At 59.8% G+C, this 13,947-nt stretch carries 15 protein-coding genes, 1 pseudogene and 1 riboswitch; of the genes and pseudogenes, 9 read left to right on the forward strand and 7 right to left on the reverse strand.

Going from position 1 to position 13,947, the window contains the following annotated elements:
* Positions 1-15: 15 nt before the first annotated feature.
* Positions 16-645 carry a LysE family translocator gene (locus B723_RS31370; RefSeq protein WP_017340715.1) on the reverse strand — a complete coding sequence of 210 codons (630 nt, stop codon included), beginning with the start codon at positions 643-645 and terminating at the stop codon, positions 16-18.
* Positions 646-946: 301 nt separating this feature from the next.
* Between B723_RS31370 and B723_RS31375 the strand changes: the two genes are divergently transcribed.
* The 3 genes from B723_RS31375 to B723_RS31385 all read left to right on the forward strand — a co-directional run bounded on the left by B723_RS31375 (position 947) and on the right by B723_RS31385 (position 3,784).
* Positions 947-1,912 carry a 2-hydroxyacid dehydrogenase gene (locus B723_RS31375; RefSeq protein WP_017340716.1) on the forward strand — a complete coding sequence of 322 codons (966 nt, stop codon included), beginning with the start codon at positions 947-949 and terminating at the stop codon, positions 1,910-1,912.
* Between the two features lie 34 nt (positions 1,913-1,946).
* Positions 1,947-2,945, forward strand: a complete 999-nt coding sequence (locus B723_RS31380) for a class I SAM-dependent methyltransferase (RefSeq protein ID WP_017340717.1) — start codon at positions 1,947-1,949, stop codon at positions 2,943-2,945.
* A 40-nt stretch (positions 2,946-2,985) separates the two neighbouring features.
* A riboswitch (yybP-ykoY riboswitch) is annotated at positions 2,986-3,111 on the forward strand.
* Between the two features lie 88 nt (positions 3,112-3,199).
* The gene (locus tag B723_RS31385) at positions 3,200-3,784 is read left to right on the forward strand and encodes a TMEM165/GDT1 family protein (protein ID WP_017340718.1); all 585 of its coding nucleotides are present in this window, start codon (positions 3,200-3,202) and stop codon (positions 3,782-3,784) included.
* A 156-nt stretch (positions 3,785-3,940) separates the two neighbouring features.
* Here the strand turns inward: B723_RS31385 and B723_RS31390 are convergent, their stop codons facing one another.
* Positions 3,941-4,759, reverse strand: a complete 819-nt coding sequence (locus B723_RS31390) for a M48 family metallopeptidase (protein WP_017340719.1) — start codon at positions 4,757-4,759, stop codon at positions 3,941-3,943.
* Between the two features lie 1,362 nt (positions 4,760-6,121).
* Between B723_RS31390 and B723_RS34265 the strand changes: the two are divergent.
* A pseudogene (locus B723_RS34265) lies at positions 6,122-6,319 on the forward strand (HAMP domain-containing protein); the annotation flags it as partial.
* A gap of 111 nt (positions 6,320-6,430) precedes the next feature.
* On the forward strand, positions 6,431-7,174 hold the full coding sequence (locus B723_RS34270; protein WP_425311830.1) for a methyl-accepting chemotaxis protein: 744 nt from the start codon (positions 6,431-6,433) through the stop codon (positions 7,172-7,174).
* A gap of 113 nt (positions 7,175-7,287) precedes the next feature.
* Here the strand turns inward: B723_RS34270 and B723_RS31400 are convergent, their stop codons facing one another.
* From B723_RS31400 to B723_RS31410, 3 genes are read right to left on the reverse strand one after another with little or no spacing between them, the layout of a single operon-like run.
* A complete protein-coding gene (locus B723_RS31400) occupies positions 7,288-7,911 on the reverse strand; it encodes an SOS response-associated peptidase (protein ID WP_017340721.1) in 624 nt (207 codons plus the stop codon).
* Between the two features lie 35 nt (positions 7,912-7,946).
* The gene (locus B723_RS31405; RefSeq protein WP_031319115.1) at positions 7,947-8,207 is read right to left on the reverse strand and encodes a putative signal transducing protein; all 261 of its coding nucleotides are present in this window, start codon (positions 8,205-8,207) and stop codon (positions 7,947-7,949) included.
* An 11-nt stretch (positions 8,208-8,218) separates the two neighbouring features.
* Positions 8,219-8,401 (reverse strand): CPXCG motif-containing cysteine-rich protein, encoded by a 183-nt coding sequence (locus B723_RS31410; protein ID WP_008153387.1) that lies wholly within the window; start codon positions 8,399-8,401, stop codon positions 8,219-8,221.
* A gap of 139 nt (positions 8,402-8,540) precedes the next feature.
* Between B723_RS31410 and B723_RS31415 the strand changes: the two genes are divergently transcribed.
* Positions 8,541-9,707, forward strand: a complete 1,167-nt coding sequence (locus tag B723_RS31415; RefSeq protein WP_017340723.1) for a 1-acyl-sn-glycerol-3-phosphate acyltransferase — start codon at positions 8,541-8,543, stop codon at positions 9,705-9,707.
* 92 nt (positions 9,708-9,799) lie between these two features.
* On the opposite strand, the gene B723_RS31420 is transcribed toward B723_RS31415, so the two are convergent.
* Positions 9,800-10,078, reverse strand: coding sequence for a hypothetical protein (locus B723_RS31420; RefSeq protein WP_017340724.1), 279 nt, complete (start codon positions 10,076-10,078; stop codon positions 9,800-9,802).
* 195 nt (positions 10,079-10,273) lie between these two features.
* Between B723_RS31420 and B723_RS31425 the strand changes: the two genes are divergently transcribed.
* Positions 10,274-10,480: a hypothetical protein gene (locus B723_RS31425; protein WP_017340725.1), complete on the forward strand. Its 207-nt coding sequence runs from the start codon at positions 10,274-10,276 to the stop codon at positions 10,478-10,480.
* A gap of 120 nt (positions 10,481-10,600) precedes the next feature.
* On the opposite strand, the gene B723_RS31430 is transcribed toward B723_RS31425, so the two are convergent.
* A complete protein-coding gene (locus B723_RS31430) occupies positions 10,601-11,185 on the reverse strand; it encodes a YajG family lipoprotein (protein WP_017340726.1) in 585 nt (194 codons plus the stop codon).
* A gap of 206 nt (positions 11,186-11,391) precedes the next feature.
* On the opposite strand from B723_RS31430, the gene B723_RS31435 reads away from it, so the two are divergent.
* Together B723_RS31435 and mqo are read left to right on the forward strand one after the other, a co-directional pair.
* Positions 11,392-11,625: a hypothetical protein gene (locus B723_RS31435; RefSeq protein WP_017340727.1), complete on the forward strand. Its 234-nt coding sequence runs from the start codon at positions 11,392-11,394 to the stop codon at positions 11,623-11,625.
* 737 nt (positions 11,626-12,362) lie between these two features.
* Complete coding sequence (mqo, locus tag B723_RS31440) at positions 12,363-13,871, forward strand: malate dehydrogenase (quinone) (RefSeq protein WP_017340728.1); 1,509 nt, start codon at positions 12,363-12,365, stop codon at positions 13,869-13,871.
* Positions 13,872-13,947 lie beyond the last annotated feature (76 nt).

Raw genomic sequence — 13,947 nt, forward strand, 5'->3', positions numbered from 1 at the left:
GGGGTTATCGTGCGATCAATGCATCTCGGTAAAGGCCAGTTTCACGCCAATGGCGATCAGCACCGCGCCCATGGTCCGGTCGAACCAGTGACCCATGCGGGCGAAACCGGCGCGCACGCGTTGCTGACTGAACAGCATCGCCACCAGGCAGAACCACAGAGCCGTCGCCGCCGCGAGGTAAATCCCGTAGCCCGCCTGCACCGACAGCGGTGTATGCGGATTGATCACCACGGTGAACAACGACAGAAAAAACAACGTGGCCTTGGGGTTCAGACCATTGGTCACGAAACCCGAGGTGAAGGCGCCGCGAGCGGTGCGCTCACCCGCTTCCTGGTGCAGGTCGTCGGCCACCGGTCTGGCCGGTTGCGCACGCAAGGCCTTGAAGCCGATGTACAGCAGGTAAGCGGCGGCGGCCCATTTCAAGGCGTTGAACAGCACAATCGACTGGGACACGATCAGGCCGATGCCGAGCAACGAATAGCCGACGTGCAGGAAAATCGCCGTACCGACGCCCAGCGCGGTCCAGGTGCCGGCGCGACGACCGTGGGTCACGCTCTCACGCACCACCACGGCAAAGTCCGGGCCGGGGCTGGCTACGGCCAGCAAGTGAATGAGGGCAACGGTCAAGAACTCGGTCCAGTACATGGGGGCTCCTATAGGGCAGGCCGATCAATAAAAATTTTCAAGGTGAACTCACCTTTTTGCCATCTTCAATTTTGTGGCGAGGGAGCTTGCTCCCGCTGGGCTGTGTAGCTGCCTCAACTCAGGCGACCGCGTTTTGTCAGGCGCATTGCGTCATCCGGCTTACGGCTGCTTCGCTGCCGAGCTGGAGCAAGCTCCCTCGCCACAGGCTTTGTGCCAGACCAGCCAGCGAAGTAACCATTTGTTTCTATCTGGTAGGCTCGGCAGATTACGCCTTCAATTCCATGCACAAAAGGTACAGTTGATGACGAACCCTCGCCGCGCCGTTTTCCTCGACCATCCCTCGCTGGACCTCGGCGACCTCGACCTCAGCCCATTGCGTGCTTGCTTCGACGATTTGCAGCTGTTCGCGCAGACCGCGCCGGATCAGGTGATCGAACGTCTCAAGGGCGCGACCGTTGCCATCAGCAACAAAATCCTGATCGACGCCGCAGCCATTGCCGCCAGCCCCGAGCTGAAGCTGATCCTGATCACCGCCACTGGCACCAACAACGTCGATCTCGCCGCCGCCCGCGCCCACGGCGTTACCGTCTGCAACTGTCAGGGTTACGGCACGCCGTCGGTGGCGCAGCACACGATCATGTTGCTGCTCAACCTGGCGACGCGCCTCACCGATTATCAGAAAGCGGTCGGCGAAGGTCGCTGGCAACAAGCGAAACAGTTCTGCCTGCTGGATTACCCGATCGTTGAACTGGAAGGCAAAACCCTGGGCTTGCTCGGTCATGGCGAGCTGGGTGGCGCGGTCGCACGGCTGGCCGAAGCCTTCGGCATGCGCGTGCTGCTCGGGCAGATTCCGGGGCGCCCTGCCCGGCCGGACCGCTTGCCGCTGGATGAGCTGTTGCCGCAGATCGATGCGCTGACCCTGCATTGCCCACTCAACGAACACACTCGTCATTTCATCGGTGCTCGCGAACTGGCGTCGATGAAACCGGGCGCCTTCGTGGTCAACACCGCCCGTGGCGGCTTGATCGACGAACAGGCGCTGGCCGATGCCTTGCGCAACGGCCACCTGGGCGGCGCCGCCACCGACGTGCTGAGCGTCGAGCCGCCGACCGCCGGCAACCCGTTACTCGCTGCCGACATCCCACGCTTGATCGTCACACCGCACAACGCCTGGGGCAGTCGCGAGGCGCGGCAGCGGATCGTTGGCCAATTGACCGAAAACGCTCAGGGATACTTCAGCAGTAAGGCGCTGCGGGTCGTCAGTTGATAAACTGCGGCACTTTTTTTCACAGGAGCAGAGTATGGATCCGCGCAGTGAAGTACTGCTTCGTCAGGCCGAGTTATTCCAGGGCCCGGTGTTGCTGGCCGGTTTGCCCGCCGATGATTTGCTCGGTCGCCTGCCCGACGCCCATGGCTGGTGCTGGCACGCCGGCGACCAGGCTGCGCTGGACGCTCGCTTCGCCGAGCGCAGCCATTTCGGCGTGACCGCGCCCGAGCGCGAGTTCGATACCGCGGTGGTGTTTCTGCCCAAGTCCAAGGACCTTACCGATTACATCCTCAACGCCCTGGCTTCGCGGCTGGCCGGTCGCGAGCTGTATCTGGTGGGTGAAAAACGCAGCGGCATCGAAGGCGCGGCCAAACAACTGAACCCGTTCGGCAAACCGCGCAAGCTCGACAGCGCGCGTCACTGCCAGCTCTGGCAGGTCACTGTGGCCAACGCGCCAGCGGCCAAGTCGCTGGAAAGCCTGGCTCAGACCTATGAATTGCCGTTGGCCGAAGGCCCGTTGAAAGTCATCAGCCTGCCGGGCGTGTTCAGCCACGGTCGCCTGGATCGCGGCAGCGCATTGTTGTTGGAGCATCTGGACAAATTGCCGAGCGGTCATTTGCTGGATTTCGGCTGCGGCGCGGGCGTGTTGGGGGCAGCGGTCAAACGTCGTTATCCGCACAATCAGGTCACGTTGCTCGACGTGGACGCTTTTGCGGCCGCCAGCAGTCGCCTGACGCTGGCTGCCAACGGTCTTGAAGCAGATGTCATTACCGGTGATGGCATTGATGCGGCGCCGATGGGTTTGAGTGCGATTCTGAGCAACCCGCCGTTCCATGTCGGCGTGCACACCGACTATTTCGCTACCGAGAACTTGCTGCGAAAAGCGGCCAAACATCTGAAAAACGGTGGAGAACTGCGCCTTGTCGCGAACAGCTTCCTGAAGTATCAGCCGCTGATCGAAGAGCACCTGGGCGTGTGTGCGATCAAGGCTGAGGGACAGGGTTTCAGAATCTACCGGGCCAAACGCGGCTGAAAAATAAGTACTTGCCTAACGGGTTTCGCCTAGGCAGAATCCGCTCCGTCCTAGGGGAGTAGTCTCCCACGAGCGCCATGCTCGTCCGGCATACGTCAACATACTTGGTCCTCAGACCATGGCGTATGCGACCCAAGCGTCCGCATCAGACGGCTCGCCAGGGTTTGACAAGACCTATGACACGAACACCTTACCCGGGGCGGGAAGGCTGTACGTGTCATAGCCGTGTCGACCCGCCCCTTAGGAAAACCCTGATGCTGGATTCACTTCTCGTTCCCACCGCAATCGTTGCCTTGGCCGAAATCGGCGACAAGACGCAACTGCTCGCACTCATTCTCGCTGCCCGCTTTCGCAAACCGTGGCCGATCATTGCCGGCATCGTCGCCGCCACCCTGGCCAACCACGCGGCAGCCGGTGCGGTAGGCGCCTGGGTCGGAGGTTTCTTCTCGGATGCGATGTTGCACTGGATTCTCGCCGCAAGCTTCACCGCGACGGCGTTGTGGACCCTGGTGCCGGACAAGATGGATGACGACGAAGCCAGCACCGCCCGCAAGTTCGGGCCGTTCCTGACGACACTGATTGCGTTCTTTCTGGCTGAAATGGGCGACAAGACTCAAGTCGCTACCGTGATGCTCGCCGCGCAATACCCTGAGCTATGGCTGGTGATCATCGGCACCACCGCCGGGATGTTGATTGCCAACGTGCCAGTGGTACTGGCGGGTAACTTTGCGGCGGACAAACTGCCCTTGACGTTGATCCGTCGACTGGCGGCGTCGGCGTTTTTCGTCCTGGCGATTGTCGCGGTGTACAAGGCGATGCAGAGCAGTGGGTGGGTATGACGCGGCAGACCATTCAATGTGGCGAGGGAGCTTGCTCCCGCTCGCTGCGTAGAAGCCGTAAATTCGGATGAGCGACAAAAACGCGCTCATCTGAAATGGGGCTGCCTTGCAGCCCCAGCGGGAGCAAGCTGCCTCGCCACAAAAGCCTTATCTACATCAGGATTTAGGCGCTTTCTCGTACAACGGCATCACCTTCGGAATCGCTGCCTGCAACGAAGCAATCCGACTGGACGACGCTGGGTGAGTGCTCATGAACTCCGGTGGCGAACCTTCCGAGGCCTTGCTCATCTTGTTCCACAGGGTGATCGCGGCATTCGGGTTGTAGCCGGCGCGAGCCGCCAATTCCAGGCCGATCAGGTCAGCTTCGTTTTCATTGGAGCGGCTGTTGGGCAACGTCATGCCATAGTTGGCCACGGTGTCGGCCAGCGCCAGGCTGTCCTGACCCAGACCGAACAAGGCACCGGCGCCCTGCTTGGCCATTTCGATGCCGTAGGCCTTGGACATTGCTTCACGACCATGCTCGCGCAGGGCGTGGGCGATTTCATGGCCCATGATCGCGGCGATTTCATCGTCGGTCAGTTTCAGGCTGTCAATCAGCCCGGTGTAGAAAATGATCTTGCCGCCAGGCCCGCAGTTGGCGTTGAGTTCGTCGCTCTTGATCAGGTTGACTTCCCATTTCCACTGGGCCGAATCCGGACGGAAAACCGGCGCCTGGGCAATCAGCCGATTGGCGATCGCCTGGATGCGCTTGGCATCGTTGCTGGTCTTGTCCAGCACACCTTTGCTGGTCGCTTCGCCGACCGTCTTCTGGTACGACTGGGCGTACATCTGGTTGACTTCGTCCGTGGACAACATACTGAACATGTACTGTTTGCGCTCCACACCCACGGCGCCGCCGCTGGTGGTGTTGACCGACTGACAACCGGCGAGCAACAGACCCGCACTCAGAGCACACAAAACCAATCGCTTGTTCATCAAAAAACTCCCTGAAAACATGCCGGGTATCCTAGGCGGGGAAATGTATCGACGCCAGATACAACAGACATTCAGACGCATATTTCGGATAAAGCTCTCATCACCGTAGGAAAAAATTCACATAACCTCCCCCGCCGCGGCGGGTAACGGCCCGCAATGATTCATTTGCGACATCTACCACTCCAAAACAGCCATTTCACCCTGCCTCGCTCATGGCCCTCGAACCGCGTGCCGATACAGCACCGCAGATGTCCTCTTGCGTGCGGAGCACCCATGAAATTCAAGTCGATCCAGTTTTCCGTGGCGGCCCTGGCCGGCGCCATTGTTTTAAGCGTCGTGGCGGCACTGGTGCTTTACGCCCTGTTTTCCGGTGCCCGGACCCAAGACATGGTCCAGGAGCGGACCCAGGCACAATTCGAGCAAGTCATCGAACAGCGCCTGACGTCCCTGGCGCAAACCCAGGTCAGCCAGATCCAGCGCGAACTCGAGGCTCCCCTGTTGATTGCCGGCGGGTTGGTGCGGGTCAACGCCCTGATCGGCACGCCGGGCGCCGACGGCCAGCCGCAACTGAGCCTGAGCCGTGAGCAATTGATCAGCCTGATCAAGGAAAACGTCGCCAAAAACCCGAAAATCCTCGGGACTTACATTGGCTGGGAAAAAGACGCACTCGATCACAACGATGCGGCTTACGTCGACACCAAGGTGGTAGGGATCGACCCCAGCAACGGCCGCTTCCTGCCATGGTGGTTCCGCAACGAAGACGGCACTCTGGGCCTGGACAAACTGGTGGACGTCGACGACCAGAAAACCCTGTCCACCGGGGTGCGCGCCAGCGAGTACTACCTGTGCTCGAAAGAAACCAAAAAATCCTGCGTGATCGATCCGGCGCCCTACAAGGTCGGCGACAAGATCGTCATGCTCGCCTCCTTTATTGAACCGATCATGCTCAACGGTGCGTTCCAGGGCATCGTCGGCGCCGACCTGTCGGTGAACTTCATCCAGGAAATGCTGCTGGGCGCGAACCAGAAGCTGTACAACGGCTCGGGCGTCATGGCCCTGATCGGCAGCAACGGCCGGATCGTGGCCTACACCAAGGACCCGAGCAAATTCGGCGAGAAGGTCAGCGACATCCTCGATAGCCAACAGATCGCCAACATGGCCAATCTCAAGCGCGGCGAAGTGACCTACACCGTCGACAAGGCCCAGGGCCGGATCGAGTTGTACCTGCCGTTCGGCATCGGCCAGACCGACGCCCGCTGGACCCTGATGCTGCAACTGCCGCTGAACGCGGTGATGGCCGACCTGCAAAAACTCCAGGCCGACCTCGACACACAGCGCAAATCCGACACCTTCGGCATGGCCATGGTTGGCCTGCTGATTGCTGGCATCGGTTTGCTGGTGATCTGGCTGGTGGGCCACGGCATTGCCCGGCCACTTAAACAGATGGTCGCCATGCTCGACGACATTGCCAAAGGCGAAGGTGACCTCACCCGTCGCCTGACCAGTGATCGTGCCGACGAACTGGGCTCGATCGCCAAAGGCTTCAATACCTTCCTCGCGAAGTTGCAGGCGATGATCACTCAGGTCGTGACGTCGGTGCAGAGCGTCAGCGATTCGTCGGAACACACCGCCGACATCGCCATTCGCACCAACATCGGCGTGCAGAAACAAATGGTCGAGATCGATCAGGTCGCCACGGCGGTGCATGAAATGACCGCCACCGCCCAGGACGTGGCGCGCAACGCGACCCAGGCGGCACAAGCGGCCAGTCATGCGGATCAGGCGGCGGCGCAGGGCAAACAGATCGTGCGGGACACATCGAATTCGATCGGTGTGCTGGCGGTGGAAATCGGCAAGGCTGTCAGCGTGGTGCAAACCCTGGCCAAGGACAGCGAGAACATCAACGCGATCCTCACGGCCATTCGCGGGATCGCCGAGCAGACCAACCTGCTGGCCTTGAACGCGGCCATCGAAGCGGCACGCGCCGGTGAACAGGGCCGCGGTTTTGCAGTGGTGGCCGATGAAGTGCGCAACCTGGCGCAGAAAACCCAGAAGGCCACCGAAGAAATCCAGACCATGATCCAGCAACTGCAACAAGGCACGCGCGATGTGGTGCGGGTCATGGAGGACAGCCAGAACCGTACCGATGAAAGTGTTCAGCACGCCGCGAAAGCCGCCGAAGCGCTGGATGCGATCACTCAGGCGGTGTCGGTGATCAACGACATGAACACGCAGATTGCCAGTGCGGCCGAAGAACAGAGCGCGGTGGCGGATGACATCAACCGTAACGTGATCAACATTGGGCAAGTGGCCAATGAAGTGGCCGGTGGGGCGGATGAATCGAGCGCGGCGAGTGCGGACCTGACCAAGCTGGCGGAACAGCAGCGGCGGTTGATCAATCAGTTCAAGGTTTGAGGTTTAAGAGCAAGATCAAAAGATCGCGGCCTTCGGCAGCTCCTACAGGGTAAGGGTATACGCCTACCTAATGCAGGAGCTGCCGCAGGCTGCGATCTTTTTGATGACACCACTTAACCTGGGGTCAAACACTCCGGCCCGTTCAACTTCGGATCATTCACCAGATTCGCTAACACCCGCTCGCGCAACGCAGCGGGTTCACTGGCCAACAACCCCTGCAACACATGCAAAGGCGTCTCGGGATCAAGCCACGCCTCCTGCCCCGCTGCATCCAGAATCAACGGCCGACGCTGACTCGCCGCCGGTTGCGTGATCACTGCCGTGCTCAACCACACTTGCTCCTGCACCGGATACGCTTCCCAGATCGCCGCAAAAAACAGCGTCGAGCCCTCCCCCGGAGTCAACCAGTAAGGCCGCTTGCGCGTCGTGCCGCGCCATTCGTAAAAACCGTTGGCCGGCAGCAGGCACCGGCGCTCGCGCAGGGCCTGACGGAACATCGGTTGCTCGGCCACGGTTTCGGCCCGGGCATGGGCCGGCGTGCGGGACAGATCGGTCAGCCACGGCGGCGTCAAACCCCAGCGCGCACGGGCCAACTCGCGTTGGCCGTCGGCGCCGGCACGCAGCATCAACACCGAATCGTTTGGGGAAATATTCCACTGGGCCTGCTGATCGGCAGGGAAGCCAGGCAGGGCCGCGAAGGCGGGGTTCCAGCGAAACAGGGCATAACGTCCACACATGGGGCAACACGACTCTTGATAAAACGAACGTCAGCCTAACAGACCAGCGTGCCGGGAAAGCTTTCCGGCTCATCGCCGGGTAGCGGCAGCGCGGCATTGTACGCGGCGATCAACTCGCGGGCGTATTCGGCCTGGTCATTGTCGACCGACAACCCCAACAGACCGAAAATGGGCAACTCCCCGCTGCCACCGAGCAAATCACGCCCGACCAGATGCGCCTCGATGCCCTCACTGGCCAGCATGCCTTGCAGCAGCTCGCCTTCCATCAGGTTTTCCGGTTCATAGATTCGCTGCATGGAGCGCCCCTTCATTCGTTTTCGCTGTGAACTTCAAGTAACCATTCCTGACCATCAGTCTGCAGGACAAACGTGATGGGGCGGCAACACACCGGACAGTCTTCGATATAGGTCTGATCGCCACCGGACAAATCCAGCACCGCCTCGGCCTCTTCACCACAATACGGACATTCGTAGCGCTCGGTTTCCAGCATCGCGGTCTCCAGGGTGACTTGTGCGTATAATCGCCGGTCTATTTGCAGGGCTATTTTTGTCTGGCTACCTTTTCAGACCGTGCCCCGTTGGTTTTCGATCAAAACCTTTACTTACCCTAGCCGTTTCTAACAAGAGAGCATGATGGGCGAATTCGATGCCATCCGACCTTACGACGACAGCGAAGTCCCAGCGGTGCTGGCACGATTGCTCGGCGACAAGGCGTTTCTAGATATCCTCACCCACTTCCGCTTCCCGCGTTTCGCCGGTGCTTTCGGCTGGATGCTCAAACCTCTTATAGCTCATCGGTTGCGCCGTGAGTTCGCCGGCATCAATTCGGTGGCCACACTGCAGGACAAAGTCGAGTATTACGTCGACCACACCATCGAACGCGCCACGGACGGGGTAACGTACACCGGCGTCGAGCAGTTCAAGTCCGGTAGCGCCTACCTGTTCATCGCCAACCACCGCGACATCGTCATGGACCCGGCCTTCGTCAACTATGCCGTGTACCACGCCGGCCTGCCGACACCGCGCATCGCCATTGGCGACAACCTGCTGCAGAAACCCTTCGTCAGCGACCTGATGCGCCTGAACAAGAGTTTCATCGTGCACCGTTCGATCACCGGTCGCCGAGAGAAAATGGCGGCCTATCAGCTATTGTCGGCCTACATCAACCACTCGATCCGCAACGATTGCGCGTCGATCTGGATCGCTCAGGCCGAAGGCCGGGCCAAGGACGGCGACGACCGCACCGAGTCAGCGATCCTCAAGATGTTCCACATGAGTCGCAAGGATGAACCGTTCGGCGAAGTCATCCGCTCGCTGAACGTCACTCCGGTGTCGATCAGCTACGAATACGACCCGTGCGACCAGGCCAAGGCCCGCGAGCTCTACATCCGCGCCACCACCGGCAGCTACACCAAGGTGCCGGGCGAAGACGACGTCAGCATCGCCAAAGGCATCACCGGCTACAAGGGCCGGGTCCACGTGAACTTCGCCGCGCCGATCACCGAGTTGTTCGAAGACACCAAACAATTGGCGATCGAAATGGACAAGCAGATCCTCGGCGGTTATCGCTTGTTCCCGGTGCACTACCTGGCGTACGCGCAGTGGAAAGACGCCGATCCGCAGTTGCAGGTGTCGAAAGCGGCTGACGTGTTTGCAGCCGACGAGCTGGCGAAGGCCCAGGAAGAATGGCAGCGGCGCCTTGAGGCCTGCCCGGAAGAACATCGTCCTTTCCTGGTGCTGCAATACGCCACACCGGTGCGTAATCAGTACCGGGTGAAAGCCGGGTTGGCGCTGTAGGTTTTTACAGCAAGATCAAAAGATCGCAGCCTTCGGCAGCTCCAACATCAATGTAGGAGCTGCCGAAGGCTGCGATCTTTTGCTTTAAGGGATCAAACCCGCGTGCTGATCCACGACACCAGCAACGCCAAGCCCAGGCAGGCAAAACCGAAACGATAGAAAAACCGGTTCATGCGCAAGGTCGCCCAATCCAGCACGGGCTCTTCACTGGGACGGCTCTGACGCTGCGCTGCCAGACTGGCCTGCGCGCGCTGTTCGCGGCGACGCGTAGCGTGCAGCAACCAGCTGCCCGGAAAGGCAAACAGCAAGGCGAGCAGGTTGATCAATTTGGCGGGATGGGCGGTAAACAGCGTCATCAAATGCAGCGACATCACAAACCTCAGTCAAAACAGGTGTGGCGAACGCCGGACCGACGACCGCGGCGCAAATTCTACCGAAAGCCGTCCCTCCTGCCCGCCGCTTTACGACAAATAACTCACCATTTGGCAGATTCCTGCTCTGCGTCACGGCTTCGTCATCTGAATGCGCCAGTCTCTCGGCCCATCGAAACCGACACGGAAACCGTCATGCTCCACGCCGAAAACCAGGATCGCCTCTACCTCATCGCTCAAAGCGACGAACAACAAGCCCTCGTCGGCAGCCTCGCCTTCAACGTTCAGGATTGCCATTGGCTGGTGTATTGCGCACTGGGTGGGCATCAACATGCGGATTTACCGGAGGCGGACTTGCTGACGGGCGTGAGTGTGCTGGATTTTTATTCGCAAGCCGCCTGACTCCGCAGAATCCTGCCCGGCAGGAGCTGCAGAAGGCTGTGATCTTTTGATTTTTTGAGGGAGTAGCCGAAGATCAGGATCAAAAGATCGCAGCCTTCGGCAACTCCTGCGGGGCTCGCATTACTCGCTGAGAATCTGACCAATCGTCGGGTCCTTGAACAGACGCGTCAACGCGTCGCTCAATACATCGCTGACCAGCTTGGTGTTGGTTTCCTGATTCGGCGCCATGCCGAAACGCTGATCCAGCGACGCACCGTAACGACCGCTGTAGCGGCGGTTGGCGTTCTGTACGTCGGAGCGGAAGGTCGCGCCAATGGTCGCCTCGGTCACGTACATGCCTTCCTTCGGCGACTGATACTTCAGCTCAGCCAGGGTCACGGTCAATTGCGGGGCATTCATCGCATTGGATGTCGGGGTAAAGCCCAGCAAACGCACGGCCGCTTCAGCCTGGGCCTGCAACTTCGGCAGGATCTGCGCGCCCTGCACCGTGATTGCACTCGTTTCCGGATACAGACCGCCACGGGTGCCCAGGGTTGGCGACGGACGACCGTCCACCACACGCACCACCACTGGCTGACCATGGCCGACCGGCGCCAGCTGAGTTGTCAGCTTCGGCTCCGGGTTCAGTTGTTGCGGGCTGTGGGCGCAGCCAACCAGGGTCAAACTGGTCACAGTGATCAAACCGAACAACAGGCGTTGCAACATGCTCTTCTCTCCAGAATCAGGCACAAACAGGCCGGCAGTATAGCGGTGGGCCACTGCGGGTAACCAGCGCCTCGCAGTGAATACTGAAATGTCTGACAAACCCTTGGGAAGCCGGTTCCTGTCACACAGATGTCACCGCCCATACACTTGCATGTCACGGCGCTTTGACAACCTTCACGACAGTCACCCCTTGAAGGTACTTTGCCATGCGCCACCTGATCTCGCTGTTCGCTCCGCGCCCATTGCATCGCTGCTTTGCCCTGCTCGACCGCTATGGTCATTGCCAGGCGTTCAAGCAGTGCAGCCTGCAGCCGATGGACGATGGCTGGGTCGAAATCGAAGAAATCCGCCTCAACTGGCTGCACCATCCCCTGCCTGCCAGTGCCCGTGTCAGCCAGCACAAACCACGCGCGCGGGCGCAGCAGCTGTTGACCACCTGACCAGACGCCTAATAAAAGTCATTAAACACGTCCATTTCCCTGCGTTTCTTAGATACAATCTCCCCCCGATTATAAGGACGTCTCCTGATCGGGCCTCGCAGCATCGTCAATGCTTCGGTATTGGCACCCCGCACCGCCCACAGAGAGCCGCCCACACAGATCGAGTGAAGCTGGCGTGCTTGCTGTTCCTTGAGCAAAACCCCCACTTTTCGCGAATCTGCAGAGCTGTCATTACGCTCGGTCACTGAGCTGTTTGCCCGTTTTGCCTGTCATGCATCCCATGGCGGCAATCCATCCGGGCACGGTGCCAGGCTGGGGCAGCCCTTTTTTGAGGTTCACGTCTTCAAAAGAGCGTGAAAAAAACGGGTTTTCACAACTTCACAAGAGTGTGGCGAGCAAATGAATAGTTTTGCGTCTGAATATGCACCATTAGCGTCTGGAACAGCCCAACGACACAGGACCGAGTATTCCTCGAACACCGGAGCCTGAAGCCTGTCCGCTACGGATTTGGTTGCACAAACGGATGTCTCGACCATAAGTCGAATTGCCAGTCGCGCGTTGAAATGAGTTCATAGACCTCATTGACCCGGCCGGTAGCGTCCGTCGAAGTTGCGATAAATTGCGAAGATTCGGACATGGCGATACTGCCATGAGTACCAGGGGCATCACTGACTCGCCCCGGAACGCCTGGCAGCCATGCCGACAATTTGGTGCTGCAGATTTTGGAGACGCGTTAAATGGCGCATAACGAAGCAGTCGACGTAGTACTGGTTGGGGCCGGCATCATGAGTGCCACCCTCGCAGTACTGCTCAAAGAGCTCGACCCCGCGATCAAGCTGGAAGTCGTCGAGCTGATGGATTCCGGTGCCGCGGAGAGTTCGAACCCGTGGAACAACGCCGGTACCGGTCACGCCGGGCTGTGTGAGCTCAATTACACGCCGCAGGCCGCCGACGGCACCGTCGACATCAAGAAAGCCGTGCACATCAACACCCAGTTCGAGGTGTCGAAGCAGTTCTGGTCGTACCTGACCAAAAAAGGCACCTTCGGTTCGTGCAAGTCCTTTATCAGCCCGGTGCCGCACCTGAGTTTCGTGCAAGGTGACAGTGGCGTGTCCTTCCTCAAGGAACGCTTCAACGTGCTGAGCAAGCACCACGCCTTCTCCGACATGGAATACACCGAAGACAAGGCAAAAATGGCGGACTGGATGCCATTGATGATGCCTGGTCGCCCGGCTGACGAAGTCGTCGCCGCCACCCGCGTGATGAACGGCACCGACGTCAACTTCGGCGCACTGACCAACCAATTGCTCAAGCACCTGACCAGCGCACCCGATGCCCAGGTCAAGTACTGCAAGCGCGTGACCGGTCTGAAGCGTAACAACGGCGGCTGGACCGTCAGCATCAAGGACGTGAACAGCGGCAACACCCGCGAAGTCGACGCGAAGTTCGTCTTCCTCGGCGCGGGCGGTGCGGCACTGCCGTTGCTGCAGGCGTCGGGCATCGAAGAAAGCAAAGGCTTCGGCGGCTTCCCGATCAGCGGCCAGTGGCTGCGTTGCGACAACCCGGAAGTGGTCAAACACCACCAGGCCAAGGTGTATAGCCAGGCCGCCGTGGGTTCGCCACCGATGTCGGTGCCGCACCTCGACACTCGCGTGGTCGATGGCAAGAAGTCCCTGCTGTTCGGACCTTACGCCGGTTTCACCACCAAGTTCCTCAAGCACGGCTCCTTCATGGACCTGCCGATGTCGGTTCGCGCCGGCAACATCGGCCCGATGCTGGCCGTGGCGAAAAACAACATGGACCTGACCAAGTACCTGGTCAGCGAAGTGATGCAGTCGATGGAGCAACGCCTGGATTCCCTGCGTCGTTTCTACCCTGAAGCGAAAGCCGAAGACTGGCGCCTGGAAGTGGCCGGCCAACGGGTTCAAATCATCAAGAAAGACCCGAAAAAGGGCGGCGTCCTGCAGTTCGGCACCGAGCTGGTCGCGGCCAAGGACGGTTCCCTTGCTGCACTGCTCGGCGCTTCGCCAGGCGCGTCGGTGACCGTTTCGATCATGCTGGAGCTGATCGAGAAATGCTTCCCGGCCAAAGCATCCGGCGAGTGGGCGGCCAAACTGGCGGAAATCTTCCCGGCCCGTGAAAAGGTTCTGGAAACCGATGCTGCGCTGTATCGCAAGATCAATACGCAGAACAACATCGCGCTGGAACTGGTTGAAGAAAGCAGCGAGACCCCAAGCTACGCTTGATCGTCGCGCATAAAAAACGCCCCGTTCTCATTGAGAGCGGGGCGTTTTTTTATGGGCGGCAAAACAATCTTGTGGC

This window comes from Pseudomonas fluorescens NCIMB 11764 (genome assembly GCF_000293885.2).
Classification (GTDB): domain Bacteria; phylum Pseudomonadota; class Gammaproteobacteria; order Pseudomonadales; family Pseudomonadaceae; genus Aquipseudomonas; species Aquipseudomonas fluorescens_B.

What these genes read in the sequence shown, in the direction of transcription:
- B723_RS31410 (WP_008153387.1), bottom strand. Translation starts at nt 8,401, where the DNA reads ATGCTGGAAACCGAGCGCTACGAATGTCCGTATTGTGGTGAAGAGGCC.
- B723_RS31375 (WP_017340716.1), top strand. Translation starts at nt 947, where the DNA reads ATGACGAACCCTCGCCGCGCCGTTTTCCTCGACCATCCCTCGCTGGAC.
- B723_RS31415 (WP_017340723.1), top strand. Translation starts at nt 8,541, where the DNA reads ATGATGGGCGAATTCGATGCCATCCGACCTTACGACGACAGCGAAGTC.
- B723_RS34270 (WP_425311830.1), top strand. Translation starts at nt 6,431, where the DNA reads ATGGTCGAGATCGATCAGGTCGCCACGGCGGTGCATGAAATGACCGCC.
- mqo (WP_017340728.1), top strand. Translation starts at nt 12,363, where the DNA reads ATGGCGCATAACGAAGCAGTCGACGTAGTACTGGTTGGGGCCGGCATC.
- B723_RS31385 (WP_017340718.1), top strand. Translation starts at nt 3,200, where the DNA reads ATGCTGGATTCACTTCTCGTTCCCACCGCAATCGTTGCCTTGGCCGAA.
- B723_RS31430 (WP_017340726.1), bottom strand. Translation starts at nt 11,185, where the DNA reads ATGTTGCAACGCCTGTTGTTCGGTTTGATCACTGTGACCAGTTTGACC.
- B723_RS31380 (WP_017340717.1), top strand. Translation starts at nt 1,947, where the DNA reads ATGGATCCGCGCAGTGAAGTACTGCTTCGTCAGGCCGAGTTATTCCAG.
- B723_RS31390 (WP_017340719.1), bottom strand. Translation starts at nt 4,759, where the DNA reads ATGAACAAGCGATTGGTTTTGTGTGCTCTGAGTGCGGGTCTGTTGCTC.
- B723_RS31420 (WP_017340724.1), bottom strand. Translation starts at nt 10,078, where the DNA reads ATGTCGCTGCATTTGATGACGCTGTTTACCGCCCATCCCGCCAAATTG.
- B723_RS31435 (WP_017340727.1), top strand. Translation starts at nt 11,392, where the DNA reads ATGCGCCACCTGATCTCGCTGTTCGCTCCGCGCCCATTGCATCGCTGC.
- B723_RS31370 (WP_017340715.1), bottom strand. Translation starts at nt 645, where the DNA reads ATGTACTGGACCGAGTTCTTGACCGTTGCCCTCATTCACTTGCTGGCC.
- B723_RS31425 (WP_017340725.1), top strand. Translation starts at nt 10,274, where the DNA reads ATGCTCCACGCCGAAAACCAGGATCGCCTCTACCTCATCGCTCAAAGC.
- B723_RS31400 (WP_017340721.1), bottom strand. Translation starts at nt 7,911, where the DNA reads ATGTGTGGACGTTATGCCCTGTTTCGCTGGAACCCCGCCTTCGCGGCC.
- B723_RS31405 (WP_031319115.1), bottom strand. Translation starts at nt 8,207, where the DNA reads ATGCAGCGAATCTATGAACCGGAAAACCTGATGGAAGGCGAGCTGCTG.